We start from the raw sequence: 15238 nt of genomic DNA on the forward strand, positions 1-15238 counted from the left end.
GCAGACCCTCTAAGATAGCAAAGATAGGGCCCCTTTGCCTAGCACTTCTTCAACATCAGACACAAAGTGGTCGCTCGCGGAAACGGTGAGGTTGGGAAGGGGGGCCGTTTCCGCCTCCAACGTTCCATCGGTTTGAAACAACATCGAAATAGTGGTGCTGCCGGGATGCCGTCGAAGGACGCTAAGCAAGCGAGGCAGCTGCTCTCGCATCTCAGGCTGATCCGTGAGCCGAATACGGACCCGTTTAATGAGCTGCGTCTGCACCTCGGTCAACGGCTCAATCTTGCTGCCGCGAATCTTAGTGCCCTTGTCGCCGCGATCGATCGTGCCGGTGACGCGGACGATCCGCTCCGCCGCGATCAGATCACCGGCAGTCCTGAGCAAGTCCGGAAAGACGATCACTTCGGCGGTCCCCTGCAAATCTTCCACGGTGAGATAGGCCATCCGGTCGCCCTTTTTGGTGAGCATCGATTTCACCGACGCGATGATGCCGCAGAGCTTCACCTCGGCGCCGTCGGCGCAATCTTTTAAACCAACCGTCGTTGCGGTGGAGAGTGCACCCAACGTCGCTTCGTAGCGGGTGAGAGGATGGGCGGAAATATAAAACCCGGTCAGTTCCCGCTCATACTTCAATCGCTGAGCCTGATCCCATTCCGGAAGCGACGGCAGCGGCGGTGTCAGCGAGGTTATCGAGGCGCTCTGCCCGTTGAGTTCTTCGCCGAAGATGCTGATTTGCCCGAGGTCGCGTTCCCGTTGAGCGGCTGAGCCCTCCTCAATGGCTTGATCGAGCACAGCCATGAGTTGCGACCGCTTGGCGCCGGTAGAATCGAAGGCGCCGGTTTTGATCAATCCTTCCAGCATTCGCTTGTTCACTTTGTGCAGATCGACCCGCCGGCAGAAATCAAAGAACGATCCGAAAGGGCCGGCCTGAGAACGTACGTCCAATACCGATTCGACAGCTCCCTCACCGACGTTCTTGATGGCCGCCAGGCCGAACCGGATTGCCCCTTCCGCGACGGCGAAGTGTTTTTGGCTGGCGTTCACATCCGGCCCGAGCACTTTGATCCCGAGGTCCCGGCACTCCGTAAAATAGCCGACGACCTTGTCTTGGTTGCCCATGTCGGTCGTCATGAGAGCTGCCATAAATTCGGTCGGGTAGTGGGATTTAAGATAGGCGGTGTGGTAGCAGACGACCGCATAAGCCGCCGCATGCGATTTATTGAATCCGTACCCGGCGAATTTTTGGATCAACTCATAAAGTTTCTCCGCTTTTTTCTCGGGAATCTTCTTCTGCTTTGCCCCTTCGATAAACTTGACGCGCAACTTCTCCATTTCCTCGGGCTTCTTCTTTCCCATCGCGCGACGGAGAATATCGGCTTGGCCCAGCGAGAAGCCGGCCACCTTGTTGGCGATCGCCATGACCTGTTCCTGGTAGACGATCACCCCATAAGTGTCCTTGAGGATGGGTTCCAATTCCGGAACCTCGTAGGCAATCGTTACCTTGCCCTGTTTTCGCTTGATGAAGTCGGGAATCAGATCCATCGGTCCTGGGCGATACAACGCAATAATGGCGATGATGTCTTCGAACCGGTCCGGCTTCAATCCCGTGAGGAGGTCTCGCATGCCGGAGCTTTCCAACTGGAATAATCCCGTTGTTTTCCCGGAACTCAGCAGCGCGAATGTGGCCGCGTCATCAAACGGCACTTGATCGATCACCAGCGGTGGCGCGGTGGGATGAGTTTCGTTGATCAGGGTTTCGGCCCGTCGAATCATCGTGAGAGTCTTGAGCCCGAGAAAGTCGAATTTGACCAATCCGATTTTCTCGACGTCTCCCATCGAGTATTGAGTCACAATTTCGTCATTGGCGCCCTTGTAGAGGGGCACATGGTCGGTGAGCGGTCCTTCGGAGATCACGACGCCCGCAGCATGGGTCGAGGCGTGACGGGCGAGCCCCTCGAGCGCCTGCGCGTTGGCCATCAGCTCTTTGACCTTGGGATCCGTCTCCACCAGCTCGCGTAAGCGAGGCTCGGTCTCCATGGCTTGCTGGAGTGTGATGTTCAATTGAGTGGGAACGAGCTTGGCAACTTTATCCGCATCGGCGTACGCCATTTCCAACACGCGCCCCACGTCGCGGATCGCGGCCTTGGCTCCAAGGGTCCCAAAGGTTATGATCTGGGCGACATGGTCGGTACCATATTTCTCTACCACATAGTTGATCACTTCCCCGCGGCGATCCATGCAGAAATCCATATCGATATCGGGAAGAGAGACACGCTCAGGATTCAAGAAACGCTCGAACAATAGGGTATAAACCAGTGGATCGAGATCGGTTATGCGCAAGGCATATGCGACGAGACTGCCGGCGGCTGAACCGCGGCCAGGTCCCACTGGGATGCCCTGGGATCGGGCAAAGCGAATGATGTCCCAAACAATGAGGAAATAGCCGGCAAACCCCATCGAGCAGATGACCATCAGCTCTTCTCGCAGCCGCTGTTCGTAGAGCGCGGACGGTTTATTGCTGGGCCGCTCCTTGAGCCGCTCTTTCAACCCCGCCACCGCGAGATATTCCAGATACGACTCACGATCCTTGAATCCTTCCGGGATGCGATATTGTGGGAGATAGGTCTTGTTCAGCGGAAGGTCGAGATCGCAATACTCAGCGATGCGGCAGGTGTTAGTCACTGCATCGGGGAATTCCGCGAAGGCCGGCGCGATTTCTTCTGTCGACTTGACGTACAACTCGTCGGTGTCGAATTTCATCCGGTTCGGGTCGCTGACTGTCTTCCCGGTCTGCAGACACAACATGAGCTCGTGGGGACGCGAGTCTTCCTTCTTCAGATAGTGACAATCGTTCGTACCGGCCAGAGGGATTCCAAGCTTTTTATGGATCTCAATGAGGCCGCTATTGGCCACCCGCTGGTGATCAAGCCCGTTAGCCTGCACCTCAAGGTAGAAGTGATCTTTCCCGAATATCTCTTGAAATTCGCCGGCCACCGCCATCGCGCCATCCATATCTTTCTGGCCGATCAAATACGGAATCTCTCCACTCAGGCAGCCGGAAAGGGCGATGATCCCATCGTGATGAAGCTTTAATAGTTCCTTATCTATTCGTGGTTTATAATAGAATCCTTCAAGATATCCTTTACTGACAAGCTTGATGAGGTTTTGGTAGCCGGTGAGGTTTCTCGCTAACAGAATCAAGTGGTAATAGTCATTATGGGCGAGTCCGCTGTCTTTCTTGGCATGTCGACTGCCCAACGCCATGTACGCTTCACACCCGATGATGGGCTTGACCCCTACCTCTTTCGCCTTACGATAAAACTCGACCGCGCCAAACATATTCCCATGGTCGGTCATCGCGACCGCCGGCTGATTGAAGGACTTGATTTGCCGGACCAGCGGTTCGATCTGATTTGCACCGTCGAGGAGGCTGAACTGGGTGTGGAGGTGAAGATGCACGAAGGATGAAGCCATGGCGGGATTCTAGGGAGACGAGGAGGGGAAGTCAAACGGCGCTTGATAAGGTTTGGTTATGTTTTTGATTACGGCTTCATCGAACGGCCACAGCCCTTACATGCGATCATTGTCAAACAGGATAGTTGGTTTAGAGGTACAAAAGACTAGTAAAGCTGGTCTGTGGATTCTCGGGATAACCCTAGTTGATTCGGATGATGCCCCAGACTCAGAATGCTGAACAATTTTTTATCACTGTGGAGACGCAGTCGGTTAAAGTTGAGGTGGATCTTCATGCCCACTGACTACAATCATTAACTCAGGGAGAATTATATGAAACGAGCAGGATCTGCAGTATGGCAAGGTGATTTGAAGACCGGCAAGGGCACCGTTTCCACGGAGAGCGGGGTCCTGTCACACACCCAGTACTCATTTTCCACACGGTTCGAGAACGGGAAAGGCACGAATCCCGAAGAACTCGTGGCCGCCGCTCATGCCGGGTGTTTTTCCATGGCGCTCTCGGCTCAGCTAGGCGAGGCCGGCTTGGCTCCGGATAAAGTGGAAACGACGGCTACCGTCACGTTCGATAAGACGGAGGCAGGATGGACCGTGACCGGCGTGCATCTGAACGTGAAAGGCAAAGTACCCAAGGCCGATGAAGCGGCCTGGAACAAAGCCACGCAAGCAGCCAAGGCCGGCTGTCCAATTTCTCGGCTGCTCAATACAACCATCACGATGGATGCCAAGTTGGAACGTTGAGCATCGTGACCGCCCGCTCTGATTCCGATGTGTTGGCGTTCCTGTTCGACCTCGATGGAACGCTGGTGGACAGTGTGTATCAGCACGTGTTGGCCTGGAGAGAAGCCACACAGGCAGTCGGGATCGAATTACCCGTATGGCGCATCCATCGCCAGATCGGGATGAGCGGCGGGCTGATGCTCCATGCCTTGCTCCGTGAAACCGGCCGGCCTGTCTCACAAGAGGACGCGCAGCAGATCCAGCTGGTTCACCGGGAAGCTTTTGCCAGGCAAGCCGCGTCCCTTCGTGTCTTGCCCGGAACGCATGATCTCCTCGCAACGCTGACCCGCCATCGAGTTCCGCATGCCATAGCCACGAGCGGCCGCCTCGAGAACGCTCGCCACGCCCTTCGCCTCCTGAATCTTTCCGATGATGTGCCGGTGATCACGAGAGACGATGTCCGGTTCGCGAAACCCGATCCCGATCTTTTTCTTACGGCAGGGGAGCGGCTGCATGTACCGATGAGTCGGTGTATCATTGTGGGTGACAGCGTCTGGGATTTATTGGCCGCGCGACGCGCGTCTGCGTTGTCGGTGGGCCTTCTGTCGGGAGGATATGGCGAAGATGAGCTGGAGCGGGCTGGTGCGTACCGCGTGTATCAGGACCCAGCCGATCTCCTCAAGCATCTCGATGAGATCGGTCTCCGGTTGGCATCTGAGAAGCTATAAGCGTATAACGATCCGGCAGAGCCGTTGGAACCTGGACGGACAGCGGAGCCATCCTTGATGGGCAAGGAAGCGCGGGGTGACAACGAGACATCGCATCACGCACCGACTTCTTCATCGTTGACACGGCGTCAGCTGCTGGTCGGTGGCGCGTCGTTCCTGGCGATCAACGCGTCGTCGTCGCTATCCGGCGCCCAAGCTGACGAGCGAAGTGAAGCGATCGATCCCATGCGCGTGCCGGGAGTCGTACCTCGCCCCTATGGGGAGCGTTCGCCTTTCGAAAGACAGACACGATCGATCACCGCTACCTCATCGACCACTCCGCTCCAAGACTTGCAAGGAATCATCACCCCTTCCTCCCTCCACTTTGAACGGCACCATAACGGTGTACCCGCGATCGACCCGGCCCGCCATCGTTTGCTGATACATGGTCTGGTGGATCGTCCCATGATCTTCACCATGGAGGAGTTCATGCGCTTCCCGTCCGCGTCGCGCATAGCCTTCGTGGAATGTTCGGGAAACAGTCGGGACGGGTGGGACGAGGCGCAAGATGCAACCGCGCAGGCCCTGCATGGTCTCACCAGCACCAGCGAATGGACCGGTGTCAAACTCGTTACATTGCTGGAAGCGGCGCGCGCGCAGCCGGAAGCAACTTGGATGTTGGCTGAGGGGGGCGATGCGGCTGCATTGGCGCGCAGTGTGCCGCTCACAGACGATGTCCTGAACGAAGCGATTGTCTGCTATGGCCAGAACGGCGAAGCCTTGAGGCCGGAACAGGGATATCCCCTGCGGTTGCTCTTGCCCGGCTTCGAGGGCAACATTAACGTGAAATGGCTAAGACGATTGAAGCTGGCAACGGCCCCATTCATGACGAGATGGGAGACGGCGAAATACACGGATCTGATGCCGGATGGGAAAGCCTATCAATTCACCCTCTTTATGGACGCGAAGTCCGTGATCACGAAACCTTCCGGACAGCAACAACTTCACCCGGGCTTCCACGAAATCCAGGGACTGGCCTGGAGCGGGCGAGGATGCATCACGACAGTCGAGGTCAGTGTTGACGCAGGTAGGACCTGGCGAGCGGCACGACTACAAGAACCGGTGTTACCCAAGTGTCATACCCGCTTTCGTCTGCCATGGAGATGGGACGGTCAAGAGACCATTATTCAGAGTCGCTGTACCGACGACACGGGATATCATCAGCCCACCCGCGAATCGCTCATCAAGGTCCGTGGAATCCAGTCGAGCTACCATTACAACGGAATTCAGAGCTGGAAGGTCGAACGGAGCGGGGCAGTGAAGAACGTCTATGCATAAATCTCTGCCGGTCTTTTCTGCCGTCTTCATGGGTTTCGCGTTCTTAATCACACCGGCGGTCTGGTCGGCTGACCAAGAAGAGGCGCCGCTTGGATTGGGTCGCTCCGCGACGGACAAGGACATCCAGCCATGGAATATCGATATTTCGCCGGACGGACAAGGCTTGCCCCCGGGACAGGGCTCAGTCAAACAGGGAGCGCAGATCTATGCGATGAAATGCGCCGGTTGCCACGGTCCGACGGGAAGAGAGGGACCACATGATACGTTGGTCGGTGGCCACGGAAGTTTGCAGACCGCCAAGCCCCGCAAGACCATCGGCAGCTATTGGCCCTATGCGACAACGGTCTACGACTATCTCCGTCGTGCGATGCCGTTCACCGCGCCGCAATCACTGACTCCTGATGAACTCTATGCGCTCGTCGCCTGGCTCCTGCACCAAAACGGGATTGTCGGTGAGGATTCGATCCTCGACGCCCGCAATCTTCCAAGAATCGACATGCCGAACCGAAACGGGTTCATTCCCGATCCTAGCCGGATGTGCCCTAAATCAGGCCAGACTCGTTGACGCACATGTATCTGCACATGCAATGTGTCAAAAGACTCAGACGTCGATGGCTCGTCAGTATGGCGAGGCTCCCCATGATGTATCCGTGTGTTTCCATGACAGCGGCGGTCACGGCCGATTCCACTGGATCTTAACAGTGTCATCCATGCCACGACTCAAGAACAAAGTCGCCATCGTCACGGGGAGTAGCAGCGGAATTGGAAAGGCGATTGCCCTGCGGTTCGGTCAGGAGGGAGCAAAGGTGGTCGTCGCCGCAAGACGGTTCTCATTGTGTGAGCAGACCGTTTCGCACATCCGGAAGCAGGGTGGGGAAGCATGGCCGATCCAGACTGATGTGGCCGATGAGCAACAGGTCGAGCGATTGATGGCCGACACGGTGACCCGTTACGGCCGGATCGATATTCTCGTCAACAATGCCGGTATCGGAGGGGGGAGTCGCTTAGCTGAGACGAGTACCCAGGCATTCGATATGGTCATGAACGTCAACCTACGAGGCACATTTTTTTGCTGTCGAGCGGGCTTCCGCCACATGAAGCAGCAGGGCGGCGGTGTCATTATCAACATGTCGAGTGTGGCCGGAGTGCAAGCGTGGGAAGGCACGGGGACCTACAGCGCTTCAAAACATGGGATCATGGCGCTCACCAAATCATTGGCCGACGAAGGTCGTGCCCACCACATCAAAGTCAGCGCCATCTGTCCCGGGGCCGTGGCGGACGAGTTGGTGAACGCGTCTCCTGAGGACATCGAGTGCAGCGAAAAGATCGATCCATTCGACGTCGCGGAAGCGGCGGTCTATCTCTCAACGCTCGGCAAATATGCAGTGATTCACCAGATTATCATCGATCGGTGGGGAGCTGAATGGTAATGCGCCTGGTTCAGTGGCGGTAGCTGTGGGCCCACGCTTGCGCGATGAGCCCGTCAAGAGAGCGGTAGGTACGAATCGTATTCGTCAGGCCGTTACAAATATACTTTCTTAGCGTCATCTTTTCGTCGGCGGAGATTCGTTCCGATACGAGTGCGTTCACTCTCGTAGCCGACAGCGGTGAAATAGAGGGCACGATCGAAGAATTGATTGAGGAGATGCATCAGTTCCAGCTCTCCATGTAGTTCCATGGCGCTTTCGGACAACCCTTCCCGCTGGACAAAGGCGCACATGTGCTCCTTGGTGGCGGTGATGGCCCAGAGAAAGTGGCTGTAGGCCACGCCTTGTCCCGCACGCCGCGCGCCCAGCTCCGTATAGCGCCGTTCGATTTCGGCCTCGGTCATGTCCATCAACCAGTTGTTCAGGTTCTGATAGATTTCACGAGTCCGGGCTCGGAGTTCGTCCGGCGGGACTTTGTGGAGATCGCTGCAGCGAGGAGAGTTCCAGACCTTTTCACTGAGCTCACGGGAAAGCTGTTCAGAGTTCTTCTCGATGAGCCGCACCAACCGGCCAGCCATCATAGCGCACCTCCATACATACAAAAGGTTATGTAACGGAATGCATGCTCCCCATAGTGGGCAAACGTTACCCGATTGGTGGCCTTAACGTCAATGACACGTTTGTCGGGGCGGCGGTGCCGGAAGTGCCATATCACCATTGAAACTCAGCGCTGAGGGAAGCGCCGGCTTCGGTTTCAATGAGTAGGCCGACACAGATGCAAAAGGCTCCGTTCCGCATATTGAGAGGGATGCACCCGTCACCTTGAACTTGCTCCATCCATTTGTTATTCTTCGCCGACTCTTCGTCGTCAACGTATCCATTTCATATCACATACGATTCTAAGGAGCATACACATGGCCGGCATCAAGCGGGCGCTGATCAGCGTTTCGGATAAGACCGGAGTCATCGACCTGGCCAAGGCACTTGAAGCGCTTGGCGCGGAGATTTTGTCCACCGGGGGTACGGCGAAAGCGCTGCGCGACGCCGGAGTCAAGGTGACGGATGTCGCCGCCTATACCGGTTCTCCAGAAATTCTTGATGGCCGGGTCAAGACATTACATCCAAAGATTCATGGAGGCTTGCTGGGCCGGCGCTCGCTCCCGGCGCATATCGAGCAGATGACCCAACATGGAATCGGCCCCATCGATGTCGTCGTCGTGAATCTCTACCCCTTTGAAGCAACGATTGCCAAACCTGATTGCCGCTTCGAGGATGCCATCGAAAACATCGACATCGGCGGACCTTCGATGTTGCGATCCGCGGCCAAGAACCATGAGGATGTGCTGGTGGTCGTCGATCCGTCGGATTATTCGCGAGTGTTGGATGCCGTAAAAGGGAATATGGTTACACAGGCGCTTCGCCAAGAGCTGGCGATGAAGGTCTTTCAACACACGGCGCGTTATGACGGACTGATCGCCGGATATTTGGAGAAACAGGTCCGGAGCGGAGAGGTCAAGTTCCCGAAAGTGTTGTCGCTGCAGTTCGAATTGGCGGAGACGCTGCGTTACGGAGAGAACCCTCACCAGCAAGGCGCCTTCTACCGTGAGTTGACGGGCAAAGAACCATCGGTCTCGCGAGGCGAGATTCTGCATGGGAAAGCGATGTCCTACAATAACTTTCTCGACGCCAACTCCGCGCTCGAGTTGGTCAAGGAGTATGACGAGACGGCCGTTGCCATCATCAAGCACAACAATCCGTGCGGCGCGGCGCTCGGGACAACGCCGGTGGAAGCCTACGTCAAGGCGAGGGAAACCGATCCGGTATCGGCCTTCGGCGGTGTGATTGCGTTCAACCGGCAGGTCGATCTGGCGGCGGCAAAGGAAATTACCTCCACGTTTGTTGAGGTCGTCATTGCCCCCGGGTTTGCCGAAGATGCGTTGGCTGAACTCAAGCGAAAAAAGGACCTACGCCTGTTGGACGTGGGATCCTTGACGAAGGTGAAACAGGAAGGGTTCGACCTGAAGAAGCTTGTCGGAGGACTGATCGTGCAAGATCGCGACCTCGGTGTCCTGACCGACCTTCGCGCGCTAGCCGTGCCGACGATTCGGAAACCCACGGATGAAGAATATGCCGCCTGTGCGTTTGCCTGGAAGGTCTGCAAACACGTCAAGTCCAACGCCATCATCTATGCCAAGCCGGGCCAGACCGTTGGAATCGGAGCGGGACAGATGAGCCGGGTGGATTCCGTGAAGCTGGCGGCGATGAAAGCGCAAATGCCGGTGAAGGGGTGTGTCATGGCCTCGGACGCATTCTTTCCGTTCCGTGACGGTCTTGACGCCGCTGCAGAAGTCGGCATTACGGCCGTGATTCAACCCGGCGGGTCAATCAGAGACGCCGAAGTGGTGAAGGCTGCCGATGAGCATGGAATGGCGATGATTCTGACGGGGATGCGCCATTTCCGCCATTGATCGGATGCTGAAACAGGTCTCTCGCGGCGTTCTCGGTCGTTCGTCCACCTCACCGTACACGAAACGTACGCCTCGGTGTCCGAGCTTCCTGCAGCCTTGCGACAGACCCTTTTGATCTGCCGCAAACAGTAGTCGAAGATCCAGATCCTTTGCAGATAACCCACGGAATTGTCGGCTTGTCATAATTCCACATGAAGATTCTTGTAGTCGGCAGCGGAGGGCGCGAGCACGCGATCGTATGGAAGCTTGCGCAGAGTCCGCGAAAGCCTATCCTCTATTGCGCCCCAGGCAACGCGGGTATTGCCTCATTAGCGACCTGCGTTCCCCTTAAGTCGGATGACATTGCCGGACTGAAAGACTTCGCACTTCACGAGCACATCGATCTGACGGTGGTCGGACCTGAAGTGCCGCTTGCGCTGGGCATGACCGACACCTTCCGCAAAGCCAAGCTCAGGATTTTCGGGCCGACCAGGAACGCGGCGCGCTTGGAGGCCAGCAAGATCTTTTCCAAAGATGTCATGGCGCAAGCCAAGATCCGAACGGCACGGGCCAAGAGTTTTGAGAAGGTCGCAGACGCGATGGCTTATGTCGACCAGCACGAATTGCCGGTCGTGATCAAGGCAGACGGGTTGGCTCAAGGGAAAGGGGTCATCATCGCGACGACCCACGAACAGGCTCGGCATGCGATCGTGGATTCGATGGAAAAGGCCGTCTTCGGCCAAGCCGGGAAGAACGTGCTGATCGAACAGTTTCTCGACGGGGAAGAACTGACGATCATGGCGTTTACGGACGGCAAGACGGTGGTGCCGATGCCGCCTGCGCAGGATCATAAGCGGGTCGGTGATGGCGATACCGGCTTGAACACCGGTGGTATGGGCGCATACTGCCCTGCGCCGCTTGGAACTGCCGAACTTCAAGATCGTGTTACTCGCGAAGTCTTGCAGCCGATGGTGGATGCCATGGCGCGTCTCGGTTCACCATTCCAGGGGGTTCTCTATGCGGGACTCATGGTGGTCAAGGGAACACCGTACGTGCTGGAATTCAATGCTCGTATGGGCGATCCGGAAACACAGGTGGTGCTGCCCCTGCTTAAAACGGATCTCCTCGAGGTCATCGAGGCTGTGGTCGAACATCGTCTTGACCAGCTCACGGTTGATTGGCATCCGGATGCGGCTGTCTGTGTCGTGATGGCGGCCGGAGGATATCCCGGCTCTTACCGACAAGGCACCCCAATCAGCGGCCTATCGTCGGCGGCTTCTTCGGAAAACTCTATGGTTTTTCATGCGGGAACAGCTCGACAAGAAAACGACATCGTAGCGACTGGAGGCCGTGTGCTCGGCGTTCTCGGTCGGGGATTGACCTTATCCGAAGCGCAACGCAATGCCTATCGAGTCGTCGGAACGATCTCCTTCGAAGGATGCCACTTTCGCACGGACATCGCGTACCGTGCGCTCAAGGCCTAGAACGGGTACCGTCAGCCATCTCAGCGAACCAGGATACTAAATAGGTCGATCGCACTTGAAGGCGCGTCCGTGTTACCGGTGTTGTGCAATCTCAAGAGCGAAGTGTAGATCCAAACAGCCTGAGCCGATCTTCTTCGATGAGAATTCAGCCTGATCTGCTAGAATGCCTTCACTCGACAGCCATCGGAGAACATGTTAGAGACAAGGCAGGAATTTCGTGAATCCGTCATGCGTGTCGACGACTTCCAATAAACAATGAAAAGGGGAACTGAGAATATGGTGATAAGCAGTCATCCGATGAAGGTCCTCGGCACGGTCTGCGGTCTCGGCCTGATGCTGAGCCTGGTGGGATGCGACTATTGGCCCCCGGCGTTGCAGGCCCAGATCGAACAGTTGCGCTCTGAAATACAAACGCTCACGATGGAGAAAACGCAGCTTCAGGCGCAGGTCTCCGACTTTTCGAAAACCAGGCAGGAACTCCAGGGGCAGGTGGACGAACTAAGCCGGATGAATCGAGAGAAAATGTCCATGATCACCGGTCTGCAAAACCAGTTGGACGCAACGCGTGCGAGAGCATTGAAGGCGATGTCTCCTAAAACACCGACTCACAAGGCGACGGCAAAATCCACTGCGAAGCCGGCCGCCAAATCGGCAACCAAAACCACTCCAAAAACGACGGTCACCAAGAAACCAGCCTCGAAAACTGCCGGGGTCCGATAGCCCGCTCGCCGAACGCCTTACGAAGAGGAGGAGGGTGTCGTGCCTGAGGCACTTGTCGATGAACCGGTTGATGCCGGTGCCGGCGCCGCTGCAGGGGCGGGAGATGCGGCGGTCGAGGGAGTCGCCGCTGCAGATTCCTTCTTCTCTCCCGTGCTCGTTCCACCGGTTTCCCCACCGGCGCTCGATGGGGGCTTGAGTTTATCCGAATAGTCGGTGACGTACCACCCACTCCCCTTAAACATGATCCCGGACGAAGAAATGAGTCGTCTGATCGCTTTTCCACACCGTTCACATGTCGAGAGCGGATCGTCCTTGATGCTTTGTTTCACTTCAAAGCGATACGAGCAGCTGTCACACTGATATTCATAGATCGGCACTTGTTCCCCCTAACTCTTTCCCATTCTTGGGACGAGCCGGCGCGGCTCACACGAGCTTGGCAAACGCCTGTCCGAGGCGTTCCAGCCCTCTGGTAATATTCGTCATACTGGTGGCATAGGAAAGCCGGAGATGCTCTTGGCTTCCAAACGGTTCGCCCGGCACAACCGCAATGCGGGCTTCGTTCAACAGGAAATGGGCCACGTCATTCGGTGTCTTCAGCATACCCGAGGGGCTCCGTTTTCCCAACAAGCCCTTGATATTGGGAAACGCGTAGAATGCTCCGCGTGGCATCCGGCAGGCTACGCCGGGGATCTTGTTTAGTCCGTCGACGATTGTGTTCCGGCGATGGGAAAATTCTTCCACCATCTTCACCGTGAACGGCTCCCCAAGGCGCAAAGCGGCGACTGCGGCTTTCTGTGAAATGGAGCAAGGATTGGACGTGCTCTGACTTTGAATATTGGCCATCGCAGTAATCAGGTCCTTCGGGCCGGCCGCGTAACCGATCCTCCACCCCGTCATGGCGTAGGCTTTTGAGACTCCGTTGATGATGACTGTTCGTGCCGCAATCTCCGGCCCGAGCGAAGCGATGCTGATGTGCGTGGTCCCATCGTAGAGAATCTTTTCATAAATCTCGTCGGAGATCACGATCAGATCATGCCGGACCGCCACCGAGGCGATCAGCTCGAGCGTCGCTCGATCATAGGTCGCTCCGGTCGGGTTGCACGGGCTGTTGACGATGATGGCCTTGGTTCGTGGAGTAATGAGTCGTTCCAACTCGGCAGCATGGACTGCGTAACCGTCTTCCTCCTTTGTCGAGAGCAGGATCGGGGTTGCGTCGTTCAAGAGCGCTTGATCCAAATAGGAAACCCAATAGGGGATCGGAATGATGATTTCGTCACCGGCCTCGAGTAAGGCTTCGGCCAGATTGTACAGCGAGTGCTTCGCACCACAGGAGACCAGGATTTGAGATTTCTCATACCGAAGCCCGAGTTCAACCTGAAGCTTGTCGACAATCGCTCCACGCAGCTCATCGATCCCTGACGCAGGCGTGTATTTGGTAAATCCCGCGCGAATGGCCGCTTCCGCCGCAGCCTTGACCGGTTCCGGTGTGTCGAAATCCGGCTCTCCAGCGGAAAAGTCGACGACATCCAGTCCCTGTGCGGCCATGGCCTTGGCGGTTGCAGCCATGGCGAGCGTCGGGGAGGGCGCGATGCGGCTGACACGAGCGGCGAGTTTCATGACTTCAGACTCCGGATACGATCTTGTAATCGGCGAGCCACTTCTGGGTGGAGAAACTCGGTCAAATTTCCACCGTGGTGCGCCACATCCTTGATGATCGTCGAAGACAGATACGAATATTCCTCGCTGGGCATCAAGAACACCGTCTCCACGTTCTTGGCAAGTTTTCGGTTGACCAGAGCCATCTGAAACTCGTGTTCAAAGTCTGAAATAGCGCGCAACCCACGGATAATGGCGTGCGCACCTGACCGCTCGACATAATCGACCAGCAATCCCTCGAATGCTGTGACATCGACTTGATGAAACTCTTTCATGACCAGTGTCACCATATCAAGACGCTCCGGCAAATTGAAGAGCGGATGTTTGGAGGGATTCGGCGCTACGGCCACGACCACTTTGTCGAACACACGAAGGCTACGGGTAATGATATCGGTATGACCATGAGTGATGGGATCAAATGTGCCGGGGTATATGCCGATTTTCATGGCTGTTGTGTACGAGGACAGGAATAGAGCGATATAGTGGTGTCACCGTAACGGTATTGCCGCAACAACTGAGTGTGCCCTAATGACATGGGGAATGTGGTCTTTGCGGCATGCTCGATGACCAGCCAAGCGTCAGCGGCGAACAGGTGATCGGTCCTTGGCTCCTGGAATAACGAGAGAAGTTCGTGTGACTGGGCGTAGGGTGGGTCGGCAAAGACGATATCATAAGGACCATTCCACTGATCGGGGCGGCTGAGAAACTGTTCGACCTTTTGGGCCTTAACCTCTAATTGCTGACCGATATGACAGAGCTTTACATTCTGCTGCAGAAGTTTCAAGACCTCCCTGTTCCATTCGACGGAGGTCACATGTTCAGCTCCGCGGCTGATGGCTTCGATCCCGACGGCCCCTGTCCCGGCGTACAGGTCTAAAAACCGACAATTCGTCAGCCGATTACCGAGAATCGAAAACAGAGCTTCTCGAACCCGGTCGGAGGTTGGCCGAAGAGCGAGTTCTCGCGGCCCATGGAGTCGCCGGCCTCGGTGGGTACCTGCGATGACACGCATACGAGACAGCATCGTCGTGCAAGGCCAGACTCTAACATAGCGTTTTTGCTATGGTCAAGAAATGCAACTGCGAGGGGAAGCACGTAGGCACGTGAGGAGGGGAGAGGAGATGAACCGCGAGCGACCTAGTAAAAGATCTTCAGTTCTTTTTTGACCGTCCTCCCGGAGAAGACTATAATGTGATCGTCGGTCTCGCACTCGAATGGAGCGCGCATGATCACCAGACAGTCCCGACGTAACCCTGACGGGCTCGGTT

Annotated in this window: 14 protein-coding genes; 8 read left to right on the forward strand and 6 right to left on the reverse strand. The window is 56.3% G+C overall.

Translation table 11 applies throughout. The annotated features are described in order from the left end of the window. Nucleotides 1-9 precede the first annotated feature (9 nt). A complete protein-coding gene (locus H8K03_01885; GenBank protein UVT20697.1) occupies nucleotides 10-3474 on the reverse strand; it encodes a DNA polymerase III subunit alpha in 3465 nt (1154 codons plus the stop codon). 312 nt (nucleotides 3475-3786) lie between these two features. On the opposite strand from H8K03_01885, the gene H8K03_01890 reads away from it, so the two are divergent. The 5 genes from H8K03_01890 to H8K03_01910 all read left to right on the forward strand — a co-directional run bounded on the left by H8K03_01890 (nucleotide 3787) and on the right by H8K03_01910 (nucleotide 7666). Next, nucleotides 3787-4212, forward strand: coding sequence for an OsmC family protein (locus H8K03_01890; protein UVT20698.1), 426 nt, complete (start codon nucleotides 3787-3789; stop codon nucleotides 4210-4212). A 5-nt stretch (nucleotides 4213-4217) separates the two neighbouring features. Then, nucleotides 4218-4919 (forward strand): HAD family hydrolase, encoded by a 702-nt coding sequence (locus H8K03_01895; protein UVT20699.1) that lies wholly within the window; start codon nucleotides 4218-4220, stop codon nucleotides 4917-4919. A 57-nt stretch (nucleotides 4920-4976) separates the two neighbouring features. Next, nucleotides 4977-6236, forward strand: a complete 1260-nt coding sequence (soxC, locus tag H8K03_01900; GenBank protein UVT20700.1) for a sulfite dehydrogenase — start codon at nucleotides 4977-4979, stop codon at nucleotides 6234-6236. A gap of 28 nt (nucleotides 6237-6264) precedes the next feature. Next, nucleotides 6265-6801 carry a cytochrome c gene (locus H8K03_01905; GenBank protein UVT22347.1) on the forward strand — a complete coding sequence of 179 codons (537 nt, stop codon included), beginning with the start codon at nucleotides 6265-6267 and terminating at the stop codon, nucleotides 6799-6801. Nucleotides 6802-6946: 145 nt separating this feature from the next. Further along, nucleotides 6947-7666: an SDR family oxidoreductase gene (locus H8K03_01910; protein UVT20701.1), complete on the forward strand. Its 720-nt coding sequence runs from the start codon at nucleotides 6947-6949 to the stop codon at nucleotides 7664-7666. 92 nt (nucleotides 7667-7758) lie between these two features. On the opposite strand, the gene H8K03_01915 is transcribed toward H8K03_01910, so the two are convergent. Next, nucleotides 7759-8244, reverse strand: a complete 486-nt coding sequence (locus H8K03_01915) for a hypothetical protein (protein ID UVT20702.1) — start codon at nucleotides 8242-8244, stop codon at nucleotides 7759-7761. Between the two features lie 333 nt (nucleotides 8245-8577). Between H8K03_01915 and purH the strand changes: the two genes are divergently transcribed. From purH to H8K03_01930, 3 genes are all read left to right on the forward strand, one after another. Continuing rightward, a complete protein-coding gene (purH, locus tag H8K03_01920; GenBank protein ID UVT20703.1) occupies nucleotides 8578-10131 on the forward strand; it encodes a bifunctional phosphoribosylaminoimidazolecarboxamide formyltransferase/IMP cyclohydrolase in 1554 nt (517 codons plus the stop codon). Between the two features lie 191 nt (nucleotides 10132-10322). Continuing rightward, a complete protein-coding gene (gene purD / locus H8K03_01925; protein ID UVT20704.1) occupies nucleotides 10323-11594 on the forward strand; it encodes a phosphoribosylamine--glycine ligase in 1272 nt (423 codons plus the stop codon). 297 nt (nucleotides 11595-11891) lie between these two features. Then, a complete protein-coding gene (locus tag H8K03_01930; protein UVT20705.1) occupies nucleotides 11892-12314 on the forward strand; it encodes a hypothetical protein in 423 nt (140 codons plus the stop codon). Nucleotides 12315-12331: 17 nt separating this feature from the next. Here the strand turns inward: H8K03_01930 and H8K03_01935 are convergent, their stop codons facing one another. Genes H8K03_01935 through rsmD form a run of 4 tightly spaced genes read right to left on the reverse strand, consistent with a single transcriptional unit; the run spans nucleotide 12332 to nucleotide 14982 of the window. Beyond that, nucleotides 12332-12691: a hypothetical protein gene (locus H8K03_01935; GenBank protein UVT20706.1), complete on the reverse strand. Its 360-nt coding sequence runs from the start codon at nucleotides 12689-12691 to the stop codon at nucleotides 12332-12334. A gap of 46 nt (nucleotides 12692-12737) precedes the next feature. Then, a complete protein-coding gene (locus tag H8K03_01940) occupies nucleotides 12738-13931 on the reverse strand; it encodes a pyridoxal phosphate-dependent aminotransferase (protein ID UVT20707.1) in 1194 nt (397 codons plus the stop codon). Further along, on the reverse strand, nucleotides 13928-14416 hold the full coding sequence (coaD, locus tag H8K03_01945; protein UVT20708.1) for a pantetheine-phosphate adenylyltransferase: 489 nt from the start codon (nucleotides 14414-14416) through the stop codon (nucleotides 13928-13930). The genes H8K03_01940 and coaD overlap by 4 nt, the downstream gene beginning before the upstream one ends. Further along, nucleotides 14413-14982 carry a 16S rRNA (guanine(966)-N(2))-methyltransferase RsmD gene (gene rsmD, locus H8K03_01950; GenBank protein UVT20709.1) on the reverse strand — a complete coding sequence of 190 codons (570 nt, stop codon included), beginning with the start codon at nucleotides 14980-14982 and terminating at the stop codon, nucleotides 14413-14415. The genes coaD and rsmD overlap by 4 nt, the downstream gene beginning before the upstream one ends. Nucleotides 14983-15238 lie beyond the last annotated feature (256 nt).

The sequence above is a fragment of the Nitrospira sp. genome (assembly GCA_024760545.1).
In the GTDB taxonomy this organism is placed as follows: Bacteria; Nitrospirota; Nitrospiria; order Nitrospirales; family Nitrospiraceae; genus Nitrospira_D.

Coding starts and splice junctions, on each gene's coding strand:
- soxC (UVT20700.1), top strand. CDS start 4,977: ATGGGCAAGGAAGCGCGGGGTGACAACGAGACATCGCATCACGCACCG.
- H8K03_01930 (UVT20705.1), top strand. CDS start 11,892: ATGAAGGTCCTCGGCACGGTCTGCGGTCTCGGCCTGATGCTGAGCCTG.
- H8K03_01890 (UVT20698.1), top strand. CDS start 3,787: ATGAAACGAGCAGGATCTGCAGTATGGCAAGGTGATTTGAAGACCGGC.
- H8K03_01940 (UVT20707.1), bottom strand. CDS start 13,931: ATGAAACTCGCCGCTCGTGTCAGCCGCATCGCGCCCTCCCCGACGCTC.
- coaD (UVT20708.1), bottom strand. CDS start 14,416: ATGAAAATCGGCATATACCCCGGCACATTTGATCCCATCACTCATGGT.
- H8K03_01885 (UVT20697.1), bottom strand. CDS start 3,474: ATGGCTTCATCCTTCGTGCATCTTCACCTCCACACCCAGTTCAGCCTC.
- H8K03_01915 (UVT20702.1), bottom strand. CDS start 8,244: ATGATGGCTGGCCGGTTGGTGCGGCTCATCGAGAAGAACTCTGAACAG.
- rsmD (UVT20709.1), bottom strand. CDS start 14,982: ATGCGTGTCATCGCAGGTACCCACCGAGGCCGGCGACTCCATGGGCCG.
- purD (UVT20704.1), top strand. CDS start 10,323: ATGAAGATTCTTGTAGTCGGCAGCGGAGGGCGCGAGCACGCGATCGTA.
- purH (UVT20703.1), top strand. CDS start 8,578: ATGGCCGGCATCAAGCGGGCGCTGATCAGCGTTTCGGATAAGACCGGA.
- H8K03_01910 (UVT20701.1), top strand. CDS start 6,947: ATGCCACGACTCAAGAACAAAGTCGCCATCGTCACGGGGAGTAGCAGC.
- H8K03_01905 (UVT22347.1), top strand. CDS start 6,265: ATGGGTTTCGCGTTCTTAATCACACCGGCGGTCTGGTCGGCTGACCAA.